Annotated in this window: 18 protein-coding genes and 2 tRNA genes; 13 read left to right on the top strand and 7 right to left on the bottom strand. The window is 68.5% G+C overall.

Going from position 1 to position 21383, the window contains the following annotated elements; translation table 11 throughout:
* Positions 1 to 9: 9 nt before the first annotated feature.
* From F6B43_RS08915 to F6B43_RS08895, 5 genes are all read right to left on the bottom strand, one after another.
* Positions 10 to 789: an HAD-IIB family hydrolase gene (locus tag F6B43_RS08915; RefSeq protein WP_150448614.1), complete on the bottom strand. Its 780-nt coding sequence runs from the start codon at positions 787 to 789 to the stop codon at positions 10 to 12.
* A gap of 83 nt (positions 790 to 872) precedes the next feature.
* Positions 873 to 946: transfer RNA gene (locus F6B43_RS08910), tRNA-Pro, on the bottom strand.
* Between the two features lie 97 nt (positions 947 to 1043).
* Positions 1044 to 3509: a hypothetical protein gene (locus F6B43_RS08905; protein ID WP_150448613.1), complete on the bottom strand. Its 2466-nt coding sequence runs from the start codon at positions 3507 to 3509 to the stop codon at positions 1044 to 1046.
* 109 nt (positions 3510 to 3618) lie between these two features.
* Positions 3619 to 4539 (bottom strand): metallophosphoesterase, encoded by a 921-nt coding sequence (locus tag F6B43_RS08900; protein ID WP_150448612.1) that lies wholly within the window; start codon positions 4537 to 4539, stop codon positions 3619 to 3621.
* Positions 4539 to 7211: a transglycosylase domain-containing protein gene (locus F6B43_RS08895; protein WP_150448611.1), complete on the bottom strand. Its 2673-nt coding sequence runs from the start codon at positions 7209 to 7211 to the stop codon at positions 4539 to 4541. Before F6B43_RS08895 ends, F6B43_RS08900 begins: the two co-directional genes overlap by 1 nt.
* Positions 7212 to 7343: 132 nt before the next feature.
* On the opposite strand from F6B43_RS08895, the gene sp36 reads away from it, so the two are divergent.
* Positions 7344 to 7559, top strand: a complete 216-nt coding sequence (gene sp36 / locus F6B43_RS08890; protein WP_150448610.1) for a Sp36 family protein — start codon at positions 7344 to 7346, stop codon at positions 7557 to 7559.
* Between the two features lies 1 nt (position 7560).
* On the top strand, positions 7561 to 8028 hold the full coding sequence (locus tag F6B43_RS08885) for a RidA family protein (RefSeq protein WP_150448609.1): 468 nt from the start codon (positions 7561 to 7563) through the stop codon (positions 8026 to 8028).
* A gap of 25 nt (positions 8029 to 8053) precedes the next feature.
* On the opposite strand, the gene acs is transcribed toward F6B43_RS08885, so the two are convergent.
* Positions 8054 to 10024: an acetate--CoA ligase gene (gene acs, locus F6B43_RS08880; RefSeq protein ID WP_150448608.1), complete on the bottom strand. Its 1971-nt coding sequence runs from the start codon at positions 10022 to 10024 to the stop codon at positions 8054 to 8056.
* 363 nt (positions 10025 to 10387) lie between these two features.
* On the opposite strand from acs, the gene F6B43_RS08875 reads away from it, so the two are divergent.
* The 11 genes from F6B43_RS08875 to F6B43_RS08825 all read left to right on the top strand — a co-directional run bounded on the left by F6B43_RS08875 (position 10388) and on the right by F6B43_RS08825 (position 20443).
* Positions 10388 to 11437 (top strand): TadA family conjugal transfer-associated ATPase, encoded by a 1050-nt coding sequence (locus F6B43_RS08875; RefSeq protein ID WP_150448607.1) that lies wholly within the window; start codon positions 10388 to 10390, stop codon positions 11435 to 11437.
* A gap of 14 nt (positions 11438 to 11451) precedes the next feature.
* Complete coding sequence (locus tag F6B43_RS08870) at positions 11452 to 12390, top strand: type II secretion system F family protein (RefSeq protein WP_150448606.1); 939 nt, start codon at positions 11452 to 11454, stop codon at positions 12388 to 12390.
* Positions 12391 to 12435: 45 nt separating this feature from the next.
* Positions 12436 to 12672 carry a DUF4244 domain-containing protein gene (locus tag F6B43_RS08865; RefSeq protein ID WP_150448605.1) on the top strand — a complete coding sequence of 79 codons (237 nt, stop codon included), beginning with the start codon at positions 12436 to 12438 and terminating at the stop codon, positions 12670 to 12672.
* A 53-nt stretch (positions 12673 to 12725) separates the two neighbouring features.
* On the top strand, positions 12726 to 13034 hold the full coding sequence (locus F6B43_RS08860; RefSeq protein WP_246159884.1) for a TadE family type IV pilus minor pilin: 309 nt from the start codon (positions 12726 to 12728) through the stop codon (positions 13032 to 13034).
* The gene (locus F6B43_RS08855; RefSeq protein WP_150448603.1) at positions 13034 to 13351 is read left to right on the top strand and encodes a helicase; all 318 of its coding nucleotides are present in this window, start codon (positions 13034 to 13036) and stop codon (positions 13349 to 13351) included. Before F6B43_RS08860 ends, F6B43_RS08855 begins: the two co-directional genes overlap by 1 nt.
* Before the next feature lie 108 nt (positions 13352 to 13459).
* Positions 13460 to 16378: a type I DNA topoisomerase gene (topA, locus tag F6B43_RS08850; RefSeq protein WP_281349529.1), complete on the top strand. Its 2919-nt coding sequence runs from the start codon at positions 13460 to 13462 to the stop codon at positions 16376 to 16378.
* A gap of 13 nt (positions 16379 to 16391) precedes the next feature.
* Positions 16392 to 17039, top strand: a complete 648-nt coding sequence (gene tmk / locus F6B43_RS08845; RefSeq protein WP_150448602.1) for a dTMP kinase — start codon at positions 16392 to 16394, stop codon at positions 17037 to 17039.
* Positions 17040 to 17048: 9 nt separating this feature from the next.
* A complete protein-coding gene (locus F6B43_RS08840) occupies positions 17049 to 18236 on the top strand; it encodes a DNA polymerase III subunit delta' (protein WP_150448601.1) in 1188 nt (395 codons plus the stop codon).
* Positions 18233 to 19816: an alpha/beta hydrolase gene (locus tag F6B43_RS08835; protein ID WP_246159883.1), complete on the top strand. Its 1584-nt coding sequence runs from the start codon at positions 18233 to 18235 to the stop codon at positions 19814 to 19816. Before F6B43_RS08840 ends, F6B43_RS08835 begins: the two co-directional genes overlap by 4 nt.
* A 68-nt stretch (positions 19817 to 19884) precedes the next feature.
* A tRNA-Thr gene (locus F6B43_RS08830) sits at positions 19885 to 19957 on the top strand.
* Between the two features lie 63 nt (positions 19958 to 20020).
* Positions 20021 to 20443 (top strand): hypothetical protein, encoded by a 423-nt coding sequence (locus tag F6B43_RS08825; RefSeq protein WP_150448600.1) that lies wholly within the window; start codon positions 20021 to 20023, stop codon positions 20441 to 20443.
* Positions 20444 to 20465: 22 nt separating this feature from the next.
* Here F6B43_RS08825 and F6B43_RS08820 read toward each other — a convergent pair whose 3' ends face one another.
* Positions 20466 to 21377, bottom strand: coding sequence for an EamA family transporter (locus F6B43_RS08820; RefSeq protein ID WP_150448599.1), 912 nt, complete (start codon positions 21375 to 21377; stop codon positions 20466 to 20468).
* Between the last annotated feature and the right edge of the window lie 6 nt (positions 21378 to 21383).

Raw genomic sequence — 21383 nt, 5'->3', positions numbered from 1 at the left:
CGGCTTTCGTCAACGGGGGGGCAGCGAGGGGAGGAGTGCGTCGAGGTACTCGGCGGTCTCTTCCCAGCCGTCGACGGAGTGGCAGCGGACGCCCATCGCAAGCACGGGATAGTCATTGCCGTCGGGGTCGAGGCGGTCGCCGACGAAGAGCATGTCGTCGAGCGCGATGCCGGTGACTTCCGCGAGCTTCGTCATGCCGTAGGCCTTGTCGATCCCGGCGTGGGTGATGTCGACCGATGTGGAGCCACCCGAACGGACCTCGAGGTCGGGAATGCGCGCCGCGACCGCTTCGCGCAGCGCGTTCTTGCGGGCACCCGTCGGATCCCAGGCGATCTTGGCCTCGAGCGGTGCGCGCTGACCGAGGGCGGAGAAGGTGATCTGCGAGTGGCGGTCTTCGAGGATGTCTCCCCACGGCTCCGATTCCCAGAGGCCGAGCCGGCGGGCTTCTTCTTCGACGGCGGACAGCGCGCGCTGCTTCTCATCGTCGGTGAGGCCATGCGCATAGACGACGGAGAACTCTGTGCCGTCGTAGCGGTAGTACTGGGTTCCGCAGGTGGGCATCAGGTGCATTCGCGAGAGCGTTTCGGGCGCCGCCTCCGGAAGATTGTCGATCACCTGCGCCCGGAACTGAGCGATCTGGCCACCGGAGATGATCGCGACCTGCACCCGTTCCGCGAGTGCGATGAGCAGGGCGCCGATGCGCGGGTCGATCGCCGACTTGGACGGGGCGAGCGTGTCGTCGAGATCGAATGCGACGAGGCGGGTCTGGGCAGGGATGCTGGCGTGCACGGTGCTCCTGGGGCCGGGGGAGGGGGTCCTACGCGAAAGGCCCCATCCGATCCTTCCGGATTCGTGATGGAGCCTCTCTGCGGTCGGGGTGACAGGATTTGAACCTGCGGCCTCGTCGTCCCGAACGACGCGCGCTACCAAACTGCGCCACACCCCGTGGCAACCCCCCGAGTCTACCCGATGGTCGTGACTGCACAGAACCGGCGGGGGAAGGGCGATCACCACCGAGCTCACCACCTCCCTGGCCATCGCTGTCACCCCCGCGCGCCGTGCCTGCGCCGACGAAATGCGACGGCCAGGGCCGCTCCCAGCGTCACGATGGCCGCCCCGAGAGCGCCCATCGGCAAGATCGGGATCCCCGCACCCGGGCCCGTCGCGGCAAGCGCTTCCACGGTCGTCGACTCGTGCTCCTCGCCGCATTCGCCGCGATGGATGTTCGCCATCACGGCGCCTTCGCCGGCATATCGCAGCTCGGCGATCCAATACACGATGCCGGTTCGATCGGACCGCACGTGCGGCGAGACATACTCCCCGTCGCCGCGCACGACCACCGCCGCCGTTTCGGCGAGCAGAGTCTCCTCCGTGCAGACCGGCGACGCATCCAGGGGTGTGCGATAGGCGAAGAAGACGAGCTGAGCCTCGGCATCGGGAGCGAGGCCCTCGATCGTCGCGGTGTCGGTGAACGGCTCATCCGTCGCAGCGCGCGCGGTCGCCGTGGTGACCACCGCCGGGGCTTGCATCACGACCGTTTCATCGGGCGCGCCGCACGCCCCCTCGGTCAGCAGCCGTGCTTCGGTCTCGCCGTCCCGCGTGTGCCAGAGCCGTTCGATCCACGCGAAGATGCCGGCAGCCCCCGGGCGCAGCTCCGGTGACGAGTACGAGCCCGCAGCGGTGACGGCGATCGGATCGGTCAGGGTATCGCCGACCAGATTCCCGGGAGTGCATGCGGACGCCGGGTCTGCAGGGTCGAGCACCCGGTACAGGTCGAACGTGAGCACCGTGCGCCCGGTCTGGGGCACGGGCCCCGAAACTGTTGCGACGTCGCTCACACCGCCGCCGAAGCCGGGGCTCGCGCCCGCGCGCGTCGTCACCGTCGGCAGCGGCGCCCGCGTCGTCTCGCCCTCGACCCCGCACGGACCTTCGTGCACGAGTCGCCCTTCGGAGTCCACCGCGCGTTCACGCCAGAAGTAGGTTCCGAAGTCAGGCACGACCGGTGCCGTGATCGTGGTCGTGCCCGCGGAGGTCACACGTACGGGAGCGCCGGCGTTCGACCACACAAGGGTCTCGGGTGTGCACGAATCGGCAGGGGCGAGCCCATCCACGCTCCGGTACACCGCTGTCGTGACATCCAGCCCCGCAGCGGGCACCGGCCCCTCCACGACGACCTCGTCCTTCATGGTCGCGCCGACAGGCACGACAGGCTCCGCGCGCGACGAGATCGCCGGGATGATCATGATCTGCGTCTGTTCGCCGAACGGTTCGGTCCACGAGTAGCCGGGTTCAAGAAAACTCACCGTCTCCGGCGACTGCGCCTCGACGCGGATCTGCCAGACCGCGGTATAGAAGCCCGGGCCGGCCAGGCCGGTCTCCGACTGCACGCGGTAGGGAACCGTCGCCCCCGTCTCGGGCAGGGTGGTCACCGCCAACTGCGCCACCATCTCGGCTTCGGGGGGCACAGCCCCGGTCGACGGTTCGTGCGAGGTGCGGTACACCGTGCCGGTCGCCGCGACCGTGACGTATCGTCCGTCCGACGCCCGCGGCCATATCCCGCGCGCGGTGGTGAATGTGACGTCGTCGACGAAGGGCCCGCTCTCGACGTAGCGCGACGCGACCTGCGTCGTGATCACAGGGGCGAATGTGGTGACACGATCGGCGGCGTCCTGTCGCGCGACCGAGAACTCCGTGAAGCCTCCCGCTCCTGCCGTGTCCTGCCCACCGCTTGTGGTGTAGTGCCGCACAGCGGCTTGGTAGCCCCCGCGGAAAGTCCCGGTGCCTCGCACCCGGAAGGTCGCCTGGTGCTCGGTGGTGACGATGTCGAAGGCCGTTCCCGGTGTGACCCCATCCCTGCTCGCGGACCCCGAATCGACGAAGACGGCGCCATCCAGCTGCACCGACCCGCTGACGCCGGCGATGTCGGTCACGGCGGTGACCGTGCCTCGGGACGGATCGGCGGGATCCGTGGTGAAGATGAGTGTTCCTGAGCCGCCCAGCGCCCCTGTTCCAGCACTCATCGCCTCGGCGTAGTAAGACGCGGCGAGTTGTTGCACGACCGCGTTGCTCTCGGGTGCGAGGGCCGAGAACGTCCAGTTGATGGCACCTTGGAGAGTGTCGCCGGGGTACCCGTATGCATGAAGGGTCTCGTTCCAGTCGGCGACCGCCTTCACCGCCCAGCCCACGCTCGCGGCCTGCACCGGGTCGGAGGTCTGCCCGTATTTCGAGACGAGCAGGTTGATGCCGGTCAGCTGTGCCGGGCTGAGGCCGGCGGCCGTCCCGCTCACGCCGTTGTCCGTGCTCTGCCCGGTGGGGGCGGGGAGCCCCGGGCGGATGCAGTACGTGTAGGCGCCGTTGATCAGCATCGAACCGTGCCATCCGTAGGCGGAGACCGGTGCCCATGTTCCGAACCCCGCGCCCTGTGAGGCAGCCTGCACAGGGGAGTACGAGGTCAACGCCCCTACGGCGATGGCGACGGCGATGACGATCACGGCGACAGCTCGTTTCATACCTTCGATCGTCGGGTGTCACGCACGCGGCGAGCGGGCGCTCCGGGTCATCTGTGGATGGCGGAGGCCGAACGCGGCGCTGGGGAGGAACCCAGGTCCGAGGGGACTGTCAGCGGGCGAGAAGAGTGAAGAAGGTCGCCTCGGGCCGGCACGCGAAGCGTACCGGAGCGTAGATCGAGTGGCCGATTCCTGCGCTGACATTGAGCGGGAGGGTGCGACCGCCGTGGGACCATTCGCTGAGCCCACGCGCTTGGCGGAGCGGTATGTCGCAGTTCGCGACGAGTGCGCCGATCCCGGGCACCCGCACCTGTCCGCCATGAGTGTGACCGGCGAAGATCATGTCGGCATCGAGGTCGGTGAAGGCGTCCAACACCCGGCGATACGGGGCATGCGTGACGCCCAGCCGCAGATCGGCTTCCGGGAGGGCGGCCACGAGCGGCGGAAGCGCCTCGAGGTCGTCCCAGTGGCGGTGCGCGTCGTTGACGCCGAACGCATCGATACGCACACCGCCGGCATCCATCGAGGTGGCGGAATTGTTGAGGTCGTGCCATCCGAGTTCATCGGTCAGATAGCGGTTGAGGCCGTCCACATCGAGCGGCTGCTCCTTCGGCCGGGCCTGGGACGGACCGGTGAAATACCTCAGCGGGTTGCGCGGTGACGGCGCGGAATGGTCGTTGGACCCGTGCACGAAGACACCGGGGATGCCGCGGAAGGGGTCGAACGCCGCGCGCAAGCCGTCGAGTCCGTCGGCGTGCCCGATGTTGTCGCCGGTGTTGACGATCAGGTCGGGCTCGAGCTCGGCGAGCTGTGCGATCCAGCGCTGTTTCCGATGCTGCCACGGTGCCATGTGCGTGTCCGACACGTGGAGCACCCGCAGCGGAGCCGACCCGGCCGGAAGGACGCGCAGCGTGTGATGGCGGGTCGTGAAAAGGTAGCGCTCGATCCCGATGCCCCATACCGCGGCGCCTACACCGGCCGCCCCCACCACCCCGAGGGTGGTGAGGGCGGCACGGGCCGTGCGTGGCGGCACTAGGGGCACGTCTTCGTCGAGTAATTGACCGTGATCGACGTGTTGCGGTTCGTGAGCGAGTTCGCAGCGGGGCTCGTGGAGGTGACGACCCTCTTCCCGTCGCTGTTCGGGTCCGCTGTGCACGATCCCGCCGCCGCACTGCCGAATCCGGCGGCCCGGAGGTCGCTCAGCGCCTTGTCCACTTCGCGGCCGGTCACGTCCGGAACCGACACTCCCTGGCCATTGCTCGGGCTGAGCGTCACCGTGGTTCCGGCCGCAACGCTGCCGGGGCCGGGGCTCTGCGCGGCGACGATACCTGCGGCGTCCGTCGCGTCGACCGCAGCTCCCTGCGTCACGGAGAAGCCGGCGGCCTCCAGCGTCTTGGTGGCCTGGTCGACGCTCATACCCACGACATTCGGGAGGTTGGTGAGCGTCTGACGCGTCAGCGACGAGTCCGGCGCGGGGAACGCGTCTCCCCCGTATGCCGAGTCAACAGCTTCCTGGATCGGGGCGGCGATCCGATAGCGCAGTTGCGACCCCTGCGTTCCGTTGATGTACGGGTTGAAGATGTCTCCGGCGCCGTCCGAGTTGCCCACCCATGTAGCCGTTGTCACTTTCGTGCTCGACTCGATCATCCACGTCTGCTTGTCCTCGTGCGTGCCGGTCTTGCCGATCAACGGGGTGCCGTCATACGGGTTGCCCGGAGACCCGGTGCCGCCGCTGTTCATGACGCCCTGGAGTGCGTACGCCGCGGTAGCGGCGATCTTCGGGTCGAGCACCTGGCTGCAGGTCGTCTGCGGCGGGGTCATCTCATTGCCGTCCGAATCCACCACCCTGTCGATCACCTTGGGCTGACAGTAGATGCCGTTGTTCGCGACAGTCGCATACGCACCGGCCATGGCGATCGGCGCGACGTTGTTCGATCCGATGACCGAGAACTGGTTGTCCATGACGACGGGTGAGTCATCGCCGCGCGTGACCCCCATCTTTGTGGCGACCTTCTGGATGTCGCACAGGTCGAGCTTCTCGGCCATGGCGAAGAATCCCGAGTTGAGCGAGTCTCGAGTGAACTGCATCGGCGTGCCGACGTAGCCGTTCCCGGAGAAGTTGGCGACCTTGGTGTTGTCGGTGTTGATCCAATCGCCCGTACACGAGTTCGTCATCCGCTTGAACACCCGGTTGACGCCGTTGACCGTCGCGTTGACGGAGTTTCCCTTCTCGAGCCAGTCGACGAGTGTGAAGAGCTTGAACGTCGATCCTGCTTCGAATCCGCCTGAGGTGCCGTACTTCTCATCACCCGCATAGACGAGGGAAGAGTAGTTCGGATCAGTCGCGAGACTGCCGTCCTCGCTGAACTTCGTGTTCTGCGTGATCGACAGCACGCGTCCCGTCGATGCCTCGATGCTCACCGTGGCCGCACCGAACCTGCCCGTACTCGCGTCGACCATGCCGTCTACGGACGTGGGGGTCCACTCTTTCATCGCCGCCTCGGCGGGGAGCTGGACGCGCAGATCGAGTGTGGTGTAGATCTTCAGCCCACCGCGCTGCAGCGTCTTGATGCGATCGTCTTTCGTGGCGCCGAAGGCAGGATCGGTCTTGATCACATTCTTGACGTACTGGCAGAAGTAGGCGCTTCCACCCGCTTCAGCGCAGCCCCCGGCGAGCGGGGTGATGTTGGGTGTGATCGGTGCGATCGCGGCCTCTTCGTACTGGGCCTGCGTGATCTTGCCGTCGCTGAGCATCCGGCTCAGCACATACAGCTGGCGACCCTTGGTGGCGGTGTAGCCATCCGCGGCATTCGTGTACTGCTCCTGCGTGATCGTGCCGTTCGCGAGAAGACTGTCGAGCGCGGCGAGCTGACCGGGATCCGCCGTCACCGTGCCGTCCGGCTTGCCGTTGCTGGCGTTGTCCGGCTGGTCGAGGCGGTACGTATTGGGGTTCTGCAGAATGCCGGCGAGTGTGGCCGCCTGAGCGAGGTTCAAGTCCTTGGCCGGGACCCCGAAATAGTACTTCGAGGCGGCGTCGATCCCGTACGTGAGGCCGCCGAAGTTGGCGATGTTGAGATATCCCAGCAGGATCTCGTTCTTCGAGTACCGCTGCTCGAGGGCGATCGCGTACCGCATCTCCTGCAGCTTGCGCTGGATGCCGTCGGTCCCGCTGGACTGGGTGGCTTCTGTGAAGCAGGCGTTGAGCTCATCCTCGGTGGCCGCGTTGGACTCGCAGCGCTGGATGAGGATGTTCTTGACGTACTGCTGGCTGATCGACGAGCCGCCCTGAGTCTCGCCGCCGCCCTGCGCGTTACGGAGGATGGCACGGCTCGTGCCGATCAGGTCGATTCCTCCGTGCTGATAGAAGCGCGGGTCTTCGCTGGAGAGGATCGCGTCGTACATGACCGGGTTGATCTGGTCGAACTGCACGGGGGAGCGGTTCTGGTCGTAGAACGTCGCCAGCTCGCTGCTCTGACCGGATGCCGGGTCTGTGTAGTACAGCGTCGTCGGAAGCATGAGCTTCTCGATGTCGAGCACGCTCGGGAGGTTGTCGAACATGGTGATCGCACCGGAGGCGGCGGCACCCGAGAGAGCGATGGCAGGCGTGACGGTGGCGGCGATCAGCACACCCGCGACAGCGCTCAGGCCAACGAGGCCGGCGATCCCGCCGAGCACGCCGCTGGCCGTGCGGTTCTTATCAGGCATAGGCTAGATCGTAAGGGAGTTACCTGGGCGAAGTCTTGAGGGGCCGCCCTGCATGCGGCGTCTTCTCAGAGTCACACCTCGGGCATGTACGCGCAGATCCCCGCACACCGGCCGCCGATCCGAGGAGCACCGATGACGACGTGGGAGTACCTCACCACGCCCCTGCTGATCCACAACACCGCCGCGATCCTCAACAACTGGGGCAAGCAGGGGTGGGAATTGGTGCAGGTGGTGACCGGTCCAGAAGGCGGGCTCGTGGCCTACCTCAAACGCCCGACGGGTGGCGGTACGACCAACGCGGGGCTGGATGCTGCGGCTCAGGCCGCCCGACAGTTCGAGGAGAACTGAGATGACCGTTTCGCAGAAACTCGCCGAGCTCGGCATCGAACTTCCTCCTGTCGCCACGCCCGCGGGCGCCTACGTGCCCGCCAAGGCTCACGGCGACCTGGTGTTCACCGCCGGCCAGCTTCCGCTCACCGCGGGTGCGCTTCCCGCGACGGGCAAGGTCGGCGACGCCCACGGGCTCGTGCCCGCGTCCGACGCGAAAGAGTATGCGCGCCGCTCGGCGCTCAACGCGATCGCGGCGGCCGCCGACGCCGTCGGAGGTGTCGATCGCCTCACGGGTGTCGTGAAGGTCACCGGGTTCGTGGCATCCGTTCCCGACTTCACGGGCCAGCCCGGCGTGATAAACGGGGCGAGCGAACTTCTCGGCGAGGTCTTCGGCGACGCCGGACGCCACGCCCGTTCGGCGGTGGGTGTGCCGGTACTGCCGCTGGACAGCCCCGTCGAGGTCGAGGTCGTCTTCTCCTTCGTGTAAGACCCCCACGCAGCGTCAGTGCGGCTCAGCGCACCTGGGCGGAGATCACCGACATCACGGCCGTGTCCGCGAGCGTGGTCGTGTCTCCGACCTCGCGCCCCTCGGCGACGTCGCGCAGCAGCCGCCGCATGATCTTGCCGGATCGGGTCTTGGGCAGCTCCTCCACGATGTAGACGTCTCGAGGTCGTGCGATCGGGCCGATCTGCTCGCCGACCCAGGCACGCAGCGACTGGGCGAGCCCATCGGGCGAGTGCGCGGCCAGGTAGCTCTGCTTGATGATGACGAACGCGGCGACGGCCTGCCCGGTCGTCTCGTCCGACGCGCCGACCACTGCGGCCTCTGCGACGGCCTCATTGCCGACGAGCGCGGATTCGATCTCGGCGGTCGAGAGGCGGTGGCCTGAGACGTTCATCACGTCGTCGACGCGGCCGAGCAGCCACACGTCTCCGTCGTCGTCGAGACGCGCGCCATCCCCGGCGAAGTAGTAGTTCTGCGCTGAGAACTTCTCCCAGTACGTCTCGACGAAGCGATCGGGGTCGCCCCAGATCCCGCGCAGCATCGACGGCCACGGCTCCGTCACGACCAGCAGGCCGCCGTTGCCGTTGCCGACGTGCACGCCGTCATCGTCCACGACCTCGATCGAGACACCCGGGATGGCGACTTGAGCGCTGCCCGGCTTGGTCTCGGTCACCCCCGGGAGGGCGGAGATCATGATCGCCCCGGTTTCGGTCTGCCACCACGTGTCGACGATCGGCGCTGCCTTGCCGCCGATCACCTTCCGGTACCACATCCACGCCTCCGGGTTGATGGGCTCCCCGACGGAGCCCAGAAGGCGGATGCTCGACAGATCGAACTTCTGCGGGATCTCTCGTCCGAGCTTCATGAACGAGCGGATCGCGGTGGGCGCGGTGTAGAAGATCGACACTCCGTACTTCTGGATGATCTCCCACCAGCGTCCGGGATGCGGGGTGTCGGGCGTGCCCTCGTAGAGCACTTGGGTGGCGCCGTTCGCGAGCGGCCCGTAGGTGACGTACGAGTGCCCGGTGATCCAGCCGATGTCTGCCGTGCACCAGAACACGTCAGTCTCGGGGTGGATGTCGTGCACCACCTTGTTCGTGAACATCGCCTGCGTCAGATACCCGCCCGACGTGTGCATGATCCCCTTCGGCTTCCCGGTCGTACCCGACGTATAGAGGATGAACAGCGGGTTCTCGGCCGGGAAGGCCTGCGCCTCGTGATGGTCGGATGCGGCGGGCACCACGTCGTGCCACCACAGGTCGCGTCCCTCCGTCCACGCGACGTCGTTCCCGCCGCGTCGCACCACGAGCACGTGGTCGACGGTGTCCTGCACGCCCGAGCCGTTGCGATCGGCGAGCGCCTGGTCGACCGCGGGCTTGAGGGAAGACACCTTGCCCTTGCGGTAGCCGCCGTCGGCGGTGATGACGACTTTCGCGCCCGCGTCATCGATGCGCGATCGCAGGCTGTCGGCGGAGAATCCGCCGAAGACGACGGAGTGGATCGCGCCGATCCGCGCGATCGCGAGCATCGACGCGATCGCCTCCGGGATCATCGGCAGGTAGATCGCCACGCGGTCGCCCTGACCGACGCCCAGTCCCTCGAGAACGTTGGCGACGCGCTTCACTTCCGCGGTGAGCTCCGCATAGGTGATGCGCCGTTCGTCGCCGTTCTCGCCTTCCCAGAGGAGCGCGACACGATCCCCGGCGCCCGCTTCGACATGCCGATCGAGGCAGTTGTAGGCGACGTTGAGCTCGCCGTCGGCGAACCACTTCGCGAAGGGCGGATTCGACCAGTCCAGCGTCTCGGTGAAGGGGGTGTGCCAGTGCAGAAGCTCGCGAGCCTGATCGCTCCAGAACCCCACGCGATCCGCAGCGGCCCGCTCGTACAGCTCCGCCGTCCCGACGGCAGCGGCGGCGAATGAGGAAGGCGGCGCGAAGCGTCGTGTCTCGGTGAGGAGGTGATCGATCTGGCTGCTCATGTGGCGGGCTCCTTTGCCGTCGGTCGTGCAGGGTAAATCTATCGGTCGCGGCCGGCTGCCCGACCCCTTCTGATGTACCAGGTGACGCCCTCGCGACGTGTTTGGAAGGTTGCATGAACTTGCGTATGCTTCTCACCGGCCGAACATTCGATTCGCGCATCGCGGCACCCGATCACCCCCCGAAACGGTGTCGCTTGTGGCGGCATCCCATTCCCCCCATGGGATGCCGCCCTCTTCGTCTTCCGGGAGCGCGGCGCGCTCCGGCCGGCATCGACGCCTCCCCACCCGTGGCTCGGCACGGGATAGTGCACCGAACGCCTGCTCGGCCCGGAACGGTGCTCCTGCGGGCTCTAGCGTTCTTCCATGCCCGAGCCGTTCGTCGTCATGCCGCGCCCCGTATCCGGGCCGGCCTCCGGCGAATCTCCGCTCCCGGCGCCCGCTCCCCGTGAACGTCGTGCCGCAAGGGTGACGGCGGCCCCCCGGCCCGCGGTGCTGCAGCCCCTCGCGCCGTTCCTCGACGAGCCGGACGTCACGGATCTGTTCATCAACGGCTCCAGCGGGCTCTATGTGGATCGCGGCAGCGGACCGGTCGAGGTCGCCGAATGGTGCGCCGCAGAAGACGAGGTGCGAGATCTCGCGGTCGCGCTGATCGCGCTCGGCGGTCGCCATATCGACGACGCCACGCCGTGCGTCGACGTCCGGCTCGAAGACGGAATGCGAGTGCACGCCGTCCTTCCGCCGGTGTCCGCCTCGGGCACGACGGTCTCGATCCGCATCCCGATGGCCGACGCGCCGACTCTCGAACAGCTGCAGGAGCGTGGGATGCTCGACCCCGCGCAACGTCGGCGAATCGATGAGATCGTTGCGGCGCGCCGGAACATCCTGATCACGGGGGCCGCCGGTGCGGGCAAGACGACACTGTTGGCGGCGATGCTCGGGCTCGCGACCGCCGCCGAGCGGATCGTGACGATCGAGGACGTCGCAGAGCTTCGGATCCGGCATCCGCATCACGTGCGTCTCGAAGCGCGCCAGTCCAACCTCGAGGGGATCGGCGCGATCGGGCTCGCCCGGCTCGTTCGCGAGGCCCTCCGTATGCGACCCGACCGGCTCGTCGTCGGCGAGTGTCGCGGCGACGAGGTCCGCGAACTCCTCTCGGCGCTCAACACCGGTCACGATGGGGGAGCCGGCACCCTGCACGCCAACAGCCTGAGGGACGTGCCCGCGCGTCTCGAGGCCCTCGGTGCTCTCGCCGGGATGCCGGACCTGGCGCTCGCGCGGCAGGTCGCGAGCGCGATCCACGTCGTGCTCCACCTCGAGCGGGGGCGGGATGGAGTACGGCGATTGGCCGGGATCGGCGTACCCGCCATCGACGCCGCGGGGCGACTCCGGATCGACATCGAGGGGGAGTCCTGATCAGCCTCATCCGGGTGCGCGGGAAGTCAAGGTCCGCGCATCTTCCCGAGCCGGACGCCGCTACCGCCGCCGATACGGTGCTGCGGGTCGCCGTGCTTCTGCAGGCGGGCATCGCGCCCTCCCGCGCCTGGGCGCACCTCGCCGCGACGGGGGACGCAGTCGCGGCGGCGGTGCATGCCGACGTGGGTCAAGGCGCGTCCGTCCCGCACGCCATCGCGGCCCGGGGCGGCAGCTGGCGCGAGATCGGAGCCGCCTGGCGGGTGGCCGAGGCCGTCGGCGCCCCCCTCGCCGAGAACCTGCGCGGAATCGCCGCCGCGCTGCGCGACGCCCAGGAATCCGCCGACGAGATCCGCGTCGCGCTCGCCGAGCCGGCCGGCACGACACGCCTCATGGGTTGGCTTCCGCTCGTGGCGGTGCTGCTCGGCGGTGCACTCGGCTTCGACACCTTCCTCGTGCTGCTGCGAAATCCGCTCGGCTTCGCGTGCCTGATCGCCGGGATCGCTCTGGTCATCGCCGCCAGGCGGTGGTCTGGAGCACTGGTTCGATCCGCACGGCCAGGCCCGGGGATCCCCGGAATGCGCGCCGAGCTTCTGGCCATCGGCTTGAGCGGCGGCGTCTCGATCGACCGGGCGAAGAGGATCGTGGCCGAATCGACGGGGGAGTCCGGCGCCGTGACGTACGCCACGGAATCGGCCGAATCAGAACCCCCGCCCGACGAGATCGACGCGACGCTGACGCTGTCGCGGTCGGCCGGTGTCCCGGCCGTCGAATTGCTCAGGGCCGCAGCATCCCTCGCCCGCCATCGCGCTCGTACGGACGGGCGACTCCGAGCCGCGCGGCTCTCATCGCGGCTTCTCCTGCCACTGGGCGTCTGCACCCTCCCGGCATTCCTCCTGCTGGGCGTCGCTCCGATGCTGCTCAGCGTCATCTCTTCCACCTCAGTGCGACTGTGAGGTGTTGATCGTGCCCACACGTCCATTCCGAGCAAGGAGCAACACATGTCATATCCCGTCCCTCTCGTCGATCGTTCCGAGCGCCCCTCGCCGCCGCCGTTTCTGACCGGTCGCCGGGCAGCGCGACTGTTCGGCGACGAATCCGGTGCCGCGACCGCCGAATATGCGATCGCCACGATGGCCGCGGTCGCGTTCGCGGGACTGCTCGTGGTGATCATGCGTTCCGACGAGGTGCGCGGCATCCTCACCGATCTCATCCGCCGCGCACTCACGGTGGCGTGAACGGCCGGTCGGGCCGGAGCGGGGCACGGCGGGCCGCCGACGAAGGGTCGGTGGTGGCGGAGTTCGCCATCGCACTGCCGGCGATCACCGTTGTGCTGCTGTTCGCCGCCGGAGCCCTCGGCGCGTGTGCGCAGCAGGTGCGGCTGCAGGACGCGGCGGCCGACGCTGCCCGTCTTGCGGGACGCGGTGAATCCGACGCGCGTGTGTCATCCGCGGTGGCCGACGTCGGCGCCGCGGCGGCGGTCGATCGCCACGGAGACATCGTGTGCGTCACCGCATCCTCGCCGAGCCCGATGTCACTGGGCTCGATCTCGCTGGGCGCGCTCGATGCCACCAGCTGCGCACTCGCAGGCGGCCGCTGATGCCCGGCACGATGCTCGCCGCAGGAGTCGTGGCGTGCTCGGCGACCCTGGCCGTCGGGCTCGTGACGGCCGGGGCGGCTGCGGTGTTCGCGCAGCGCCTGGCGGGTGCGGCGGACGCCGCAGCGCTCGCCGCGGCGGATGCGGGATCCGGTGCCGTGCCGGGCGTCCCGTGCGATCGGGCCGCCGAGATCGCGGCGGCCGGCGGTGCGGTCGTGCTCCGCTGCGAGCTGGAGGGGCTGGTGGCAACGGTGATCGTGGGGGCCGAGTTCGCTCGCCTGCCCGCCACCGCCGCGGCCCGGGCCGGCCCCCCGCCGTAGTGCCGCGCCCGTGTCACCGCGCGATCATCGACCGGTCGGTACGCCCGGGCTCACAGCGCTCCTTGCAGTGCACGGTGTGTATGGTGTGCATCGGAGAAGGGACCATCAGTGCCACAGGGACAGCCGCACGGCAAGAAGCTCGTCATCGTCGAGTCGCCGACCAAGATGAAGTCCATCCAGGGCTACCTCGGTGACGACTACGAGGTGCTGAGTTCGGTCGGGCACATCCGCGACCTCGCGAGCAAGAAGGACATCCCCGCCGATAAGAAGGCGTCCTACGGCAAGTACTCGATCGACGTCGACAACGACTTCGATCCCTACTATGTGGTTAACGAGCGCAAGACCAAGACGGTCGCCGAGCTCAAGCGCGCGGTCAAAGACGCCGATGAGGTCCTGCTCGCCACTGATGAGGACCGCGAGGGCGAAGCGATCGCCTGGCACCTGCTGGAAGTGCTCAAGCCCAAGGTCCCCGTCAAGCGCATGGTCTTCCACGAGATCACGAAGGACGCGATCCGGGCCGCCGCAGAGAACACGCGTGAGCTCGATCTCGCGCTCGTCGACGCGCAGGAGACCCGCCGCGTGCTCGACCGGCTCTACGGGTGGGATGTCTCGCCCGTGCTGTGGCGCAAGGTCGGCAGCGGCCGCGAGGGCGCCGCGCTCAGCGCGGGGCGCGTGCAGTCCGCCGCCACTCGGATGGTCGTCCAACGCGAGCGCGAGCGGATGGCGTTCGTCGCCGCGTCCTACTGGGACGTCGAGGCGACGGCGGTGAAGGCGGCCGACTCGTTCGCCACGCGCCTCGCGCGGGTGGACGGAGCACCGCTCGCCCGCGGCACGGACTTCGACGACCTGGGCCAGCTGAAGAAGGCCGTGCTCGTGCTCTCCGAGGACGAGGCGCGGCAGCTGGCGGCCGCGATCGAGGCCGCCGCCGAGGCATCCGTCTCGAATCTCGAGTCCAAGCCGGGCACCCGCAGCCCCAAAGCCCCGTTCACCACCTCCACCCTGCAGCAGGAGGCCGGCCGCAAGCTCTCGATGAGCGCGAAGCACGCGATGAGCGTCGCCCAGCGGCTGTACGAGAAGGGGTTCATCACCTATATGCGCACCGACTCGACGGCGCTGTCGTCGCAGGCCGTCACGGCTGCCCGCCAGCAGGCCGTCGCGCTCTACGGCGAGAAGGCCGTCCCGCTGAACCCTCGGGTATACCGCAACAACAGCAAGAACGCGCAAGAGGCGCACGAGGCGATCCGCCCCTCGGGCGAGGACTTCCGTACACCGGCCTCAGTGACCTCCGAGCTCGATCGCGACGAGCACCGCATGTACGACCTCATCTGGAAGCGCACGATCGCCAGCCAGATGTCCGACGCGAAGTACGAGACCACGACGGTGACGCTGTCGGTGGATGCCGGGGGCAGGGCCGCCGAGTTCACCGCTTCCGGCACGGTCTACACGTTCAAGGGCTTCCTCGAGGCCTACGAAGAGGGTCGCGACGAGAAGCGCGGCGACTCCGACAAGGCCGACGACCAGTCGCTCCCCGTGCTCGCGGTCGGCGACAGGCTCGCGATCCGTGATGTCGAGTCGAAGGGTCACTCGACGACCCCGAAGCCGCGTTACACCGAGGCGAGCCTCGTGAAGGCGCTCGAGGAGAAGGGCATCGGCCGACCCTCGACCTTCGCGAGCATCATCGATGTGATCCTCGATCGCGGCTACGTCACCAAGCGCGGACAGGCGCTCGTGCCCAGCTGGCTCGCGTTCAGCGTGGTGCGCCTGCTGGAAGAGCACTTCGCCGACCTGGTCGACTACGACTTCACCGCGGCGCTCGAAGACGACCTCGATGCGATCGCCCGCGGAGAGCAGCAGCGCGGGGAGTGGCTCCGCTCCTTCTACTTCGGGTCGGACGAGCAGGTGGGGCTGCGCAACATCGTGGAGAACCTCGGCGAGATCGACGCCCGCGAGCTCAACGCCACCCGGATCTCCGACACGACGACCCTCCGGTTCGGCAAGTACGGCCCGTACCTCGACGTCGTGGATGCCGAGCAGCCCGACGCCGAGCCGCGGCGCGTGAACATCCCCGACGATCTCGCGCCCGACGAGCTGACGCCGGCGCGGGCACAGGAGCTGATCGACGCTCCCGTCGCGGGCAACCGTGTGCTCGGCGAGAATCCCGAGAACAACCGACTCGTCGTGGTCAAGGACGGCCGATTCGGTCCCTACGTCGAGGAGACGATCCCCGAGGAGCCGGTCGCCGTCGACGAGGCGACCGGAGAAGTCATCGAGGCGCCCAAGAAGCGCGGTCCGAAGAAAGAGGTCGCGCCCAAGCCGCGTACTGCGTCGCTGTTCAAGTCGATGTCGGTAGAGACGATCGATCTCGACACGGCGCTGCAGCTGCTCGACCTCCCGCGTACGGTCGGCACCGACCCCGAGTCCGGCGAGGCCATCACCGCGCAGAACGGCCGCTACGGTCCGTATCTCAAGCGAGGCACCGACTCGCGGTCGCTGGACACCGAGGCGCAGATCTTCGACATCACGCTCGAGCAGGCTCTGGCCATCTACGCCCTCCCGAAATACGGCGCACGTCGTGCTTCGAGCGCGCTCGCCGAGTTCGACAACGACCCGGTGAGCGGCAAGCCGATCAGGGTTCGTGACGGCAGATTCGGTGCGTATGTCACCGACGGCGAGACCAACGTGACGATTCCGCGCGGGCAGACCGTCGCCGACATCACCTACGAGGTCGCGGTCCAGATGCTCGCCGACAAGCGTGCGAAAGGCCCCGCGCCCAAGCGCACGCCGGCGAGACGCGCGGCGCCCGCCAAGACGACGGCGGCCAAGACGACGGCCGCGAAGACGACGGCAGCCAAGACGACGGCGGCCAAGACGACGGCGGCCGCCAAGACGACGGCCACGAAGTCGCCGGCGGCCAAGACGACGGCCGCCAAGACGACGGCCACGAAGACGACGGCCGCCAAGAAGGCTCCGGTCGTCAAGGCTCCGGCGAAGAAGGCGCCGGTCGCGGAAGCGGCCGCGCAGAAGTGACCGGCCACGACGCATGACGGGGCTCTTCGTCACGTTCGAGGGCGGCGACGGCGCGGGGAAGACCACCCAGGCGATGCTGCTGCAGGATTGGGCGGTCGCGCAGGGTCGCACCGTGGTGCGCACCCGTGAGCCCGGCGGCAGCGAAGTGGGAGAGCTGATCCGCGACATCGTTCTTCACCACCGCGGCGAGGTCGCTCCGCGCGCCGAGGCATTGCTCTACGCAGCCGATCGGGCGCACCACATCGCCACGGTCGTGCGTCCTGCGCTCCAGCGCGGCGAGATCGTGATCCAGGACCGCTATCTCGACTCGTCGGTCGCCTATCAGGGGGCCGGGCGAGTACTGGATTCCGGAGAGGTGCGCGAGCTGTCGCTCTGGGCGGCCGAGGGGCTCCTCCCCGACATCACGGTGCTGCTCGACGTGGATCCGGCGACCGCACGCGGGCGGATCGACGCGGATGACAAGCCTTTCGACCGACTCGAAGCCGAACATGGTTCGTTCCATGAGCGCGTGCGCGAGGCTTTCCTGACGCTCGCCGGCAACGAGCCCGAGAGGTTCCTCGTGCTCGACGCGTCACGACCCGTCGATGAGCTCGCCGCGGCCGTGCGGGCCAAGGTCGACGAAGTCCTCAGCAGATCCGGTGACGTCGGCACCCGAGGTTAGGCTGGGCGAATGGATGCTGCCGCCTCGCCCGCCCTCGTGGCGCCTGCGAGCGGCGCGCCCTGGGGCGACGTGTGGGGGCAGGACGAGGCGGTCGGGCAGCTGCGGGCCGCAGCATCCGATCCCGCGAGCATGACTCACGCGTGGCTGATCACCGGTCCTCCCGGGTCGGGGCGTTCCACGCTCGCCTACGCGTTCGCTGCGGCTCTCATCGCCGAGGACGGTGATGAGGCCGCGATGCGGCAGGTGCTCGCCGGCACCCATCCCGACCTGACCGCACTGCGCACCGAGGGCGTGATCATCACGATCAAAGACGCCCGTGCCATGGTCGAGCGTTCCTACTTCTCGCCTTCCCTCGGCCGCCATCGCGTGATCGTGATGGAAGACGCCGACCGTATGACCGAGCGCACCTCGAACGTGCTGCTGAAAGCCCTCGAAGAGCCCCCCGAACGCACGGTCTGGGTGCTGTGCGCCCCGAGCGATGCCGATCTGCTCCCCACGATCCGCTCCCGGGTGCGGACGCTGCGGCTGCACGAACCCGATATCGCTGCGGTCGCGCGACTGATCTCCGAACGCACCGGCGTCGACTGGGCGATCGCCGAGCAGTCGGCGCGCCATGCGCAGCGGCACATCGGCATGGCCCAGAGGCTTGCGACGGATGCTGCCGCCCGCGCGCGCCGCGACGACACCCTGCGCGGCGTGCTGGGCGTGCGCAGCGTGGGCGATGCGGTCGAGGTCGCCGGGCGGATCGTCGTGGCCGCCACCGACGATGCCAAGGCTCTGACCTCCGAGCGGGACGAGGCGGAGCGCTCCAGCCTCCTGCGCACGATCGGCGTCGCCGAGGGCGCGGCGGTCCCTCCCGCCGTCCGGGCCCAGCTGTCGGCGCTCGAAGACGACCAGAAGCGGCGAGCCACCCGCAGTCTCCGCGACGGTATCGATCGAGTGCTCACCGACCTGCAGTCGATGTTCCGCGACGTCGTGCTGCTGCAGTTCGGCCGCGGCGTCGAGCCGGACGACGAGCTGATCAATCGTGAGCTCGAACCGGCGCTGCGCGACCTCGCCGCCGCATGGACCACCGAACGCACGCTGGTCGTCCTCGACCAGATCGCCGCGACGCGGCGCAACCTCGAACAGAACGTCGCCCCCACACTCGCCCTCGAGAGCATGCTCGTCACCGTCGCGAGCGGGAGGATCCCTTGAACCCCACACGCACCCGGCGCTCCGCGCCCCGCCGCCCCTTCGCCCGCCGTGCGGTGGCGATCATCGCGGGCCTGGCGACAGCATCCCTCGCCCTGTCGGGATGCCTCTATTCGATGATCCCCGACACGACGGCCGCCCCGTCGGCGACGACGAGCCTCGCGCCCGATACGACGGGGATCGCCGCAGATCTGCTCCCGTACTACGAGCAGACCCTCACCTGGACGTCGTGCAACGGAACCTTCGACTGCACCACCGTGCGCGCTCCGCTGGATTGGACCGACCCGTCCAAGGGCGACATCTCACTGGCCGTCATCCGCCACCGTGCGACCGGCTCGACCGTACTGGGCTCTCTCCTGACCAACCCCGGTGGCCCCGGCGCGAGCGGGATCGCCCTCGTCCGCGACTCGCTGTCGTTCGCAGTCGGCAACGCCCTGCAGCAGAAGTACGACGTGATCGGGTTCGACCCCCGTGGGGTGGGGGAGTCCACAGCCGTGCGCTGCCTCGATTCGTCGGCGATGGACAAATACCTGTACGGCATCCCGCAGGGTACCCGCGGATCGGCTGACTGGACTGCGGGCCTCCTGGCCGCGCACAAGAACTTCGCCGATGCGTGCGAGGCGAACAGCGACGGAATCCTTCCCTACATCACGACCGACAACTCCGCGCGCGACATGGACCTGTTGCGCGGTGTCCTGGGCGATCCGAAGCTGAACTACCTCGGCTACTCGTACGGTACGTTCCTCGGAGCCACATACGCGAAGCTCTTCCCCGAGCGGGTGGGCCGGATGGTGCTCGACGGCGCGCTCGACCCGTCGATCTCATCGACCGACGTCAGCACGATCCAGGCGATCGGTTTCGAGTCGGCTCTCCGCGCGTACATGGCTGACTGCCTGACGACCTCCAACTGCCCGTTCAGCGGCTCGGTCGACGAGGCGATGACCGATCTCGGCACGCTCCTGGCCAGCTACGATCGCACCCCCGTCGCGACCTCGGACGGCCGCATGGTCGGCGCCGACACGCTCACGACGGCGATCGTCGCCGCCCTCTACTCTCAGGACAGCTGGCCCTACCTCACCACCGCGCTGAGCGATGCCCTCCAGGGCAACGCGGAGGTCGCCCTCCAGCTCGCCGACTTCTACAACTCGCGCGAGAACGGTGCCTACACAGACAACTCGACCGAGGCCTTCCGCGCCTACAACTGCATGGACTACCCGCGCGACACCACTCAGGCCGAGAAGGACGCCTCCGACGCCAAGATCGCCGCCGAGGCGCCGACCATCGCGCCGTACTGGTCCGGACCCGACCCGTGCGACGTCTGGCCGTACCAACCGACGGGAGTGCGAGAGAAGATCACGGCGGACGGCGCAGCTCCGATTGTGGTCATCGGGACGACGAACGACCCGGCCACCCCGTACGAATGGTCGGTGGCCCTTGCCGACCAGCTGTCCTCGGGTGTGCTCATCACGCGCGTGGGCGAAGGTCACACCGGCTACAACAAAGGGAACTCGTGCGTGGACTCGGCGGTGGAGTCGTATTTCATCGACGGTACGGTTCCTCAGAACGGCCTGCGCTGCGAGTGACGCATCGGTTCGCGGGGGCTCCGTCGACACTGTAAGATCGATGATCGTGCATCGCGCAAGCGGCGCGCGCCGCCTTAGCTCAGTTGGTAGAGCAATTCACTCGTAATGAATAGGTCTGGGGTTCGAGTCCCCAAGGTGGCTCGAATGTCGAAGGGGTCGCGGAACGCGACCCCTTCGTTGTATCCGGAGACGGGGTGAGCGGTCGTGCAGCAGGTCGTCGAAGCGCTCTTGGAGATCTTCACCTGGGCCGGTCTCGGCTTCGGCGCGGTGGTCGCCGGTGTCGCCCTCGTGCTCTTCCTCCTCGACGGGACCTGGCTGCCGGTTCGCGCGGTCGTCGAGACGACGGGACCGCAAACGGCGGAGCCCGGCACCCCGGTGCATCGCGTGGTGCGCTGGTTCGACGAGACCGGCGGCGTGAACGAGGCACCCCTGTCCGAGGCGGAGTACGCGCAGCTCGGGGCACACGATATGGCCGACATCTACTATCGCCGCGGCTGGACCAACAGGATGCGGCTCACGCCCGGATCGCCCGCCGTCCGCGGTGCCGCGCAGCTCGCCGCGGGCCTGGCAGGCGTAGGTGTCGTCTCGCTCGTGATCTCGTGGGTGATGTTCTTCGTCCGCGGCTGATCGGCGGTCTGCCTGCCTCGCGTCAGGCCAGAGCGAGCATCACCCCCGCCGCCAGCGCAAGCGACAGACCCACCCACTGCACCGCGGCGATCCGCTCTCGCAGCACCACCGCCGCGAGCACGATCGTGCCCGCCGGATACATCGCGGTCAGCGCCGACACGATCGACAGATCGCCGACGCGCAGGGCGAGCAGGAGCATGGTGTTGGCTCCGGCATCCACCACTCCGCAGGCGACCGCGAACATCCATGCGCGAGAAGGCCTCATCGACGGCGCGTCCTCCCGTCCGACCGCGCTCTCGTTCACGATGACGGATGCCGCACGTCGGCCGCGTCGCACCGCGCCGAACGCGATCGCGCCGACGATCGCCAGGGTGATCGTGGCGCTGGTCGCACGACCGACGACGAGGGGAACGACGCCGCTGTCGGGCGAGGTGTGATCGATGGCGATCACGAAGGCGCCGATCGCCGCCCCCGACCCGATCGCCATGAGGAGCCCCTGCACGGTGGGGCGCGTGACCCCGGTTCCGGGAACGAATCCGACCAGAACGACCGCCACGAGCGCGACCGCCAGGCCGGCATAGCCCACCGTCGAGAGTGCTTCGCCTCCGACGAGCAGCCCCCAGAGCATCGGCGCGATCGCCGAGACGACGGCCGTCAAGGGCGCCAGGATGCTCATCGGTCCGATCGCGAGGCAGGCGTACAGCAGGACGAGCGCGAGGACGCCGAAGACGCCCGCCAGGGCGCCCCACGCGACGTCGACCGGATCCCATGTTCCGCCGATGAAGGGCAGCAGGACGCATAGAAGGGCGAGTCCGGATGCGGCTGCGACGGCTGTGACGACGATCGACCTGAGCCGCTTCGCCGCGAGTCCCCCGAGGAAGTCCGCCGAGCCGTACACGAGTGCGCCGGTGAGAGCGAGGATGGCTGCCAGCATCCCGAC

The organism is Microbacterium rhizomatis (assembly GCF_008710745.1).
Lineage (GTDB): Bacteria > Actinomycetota > Actinomycetes > Actinomycetales > Microbacteriaceae > Microbacterium > Microbacterium rhizomatis.
Note: the sequence above shows the minus strand (reverse complement) of the source record. Positions and strands in the feature narration are given on the sequence as shown.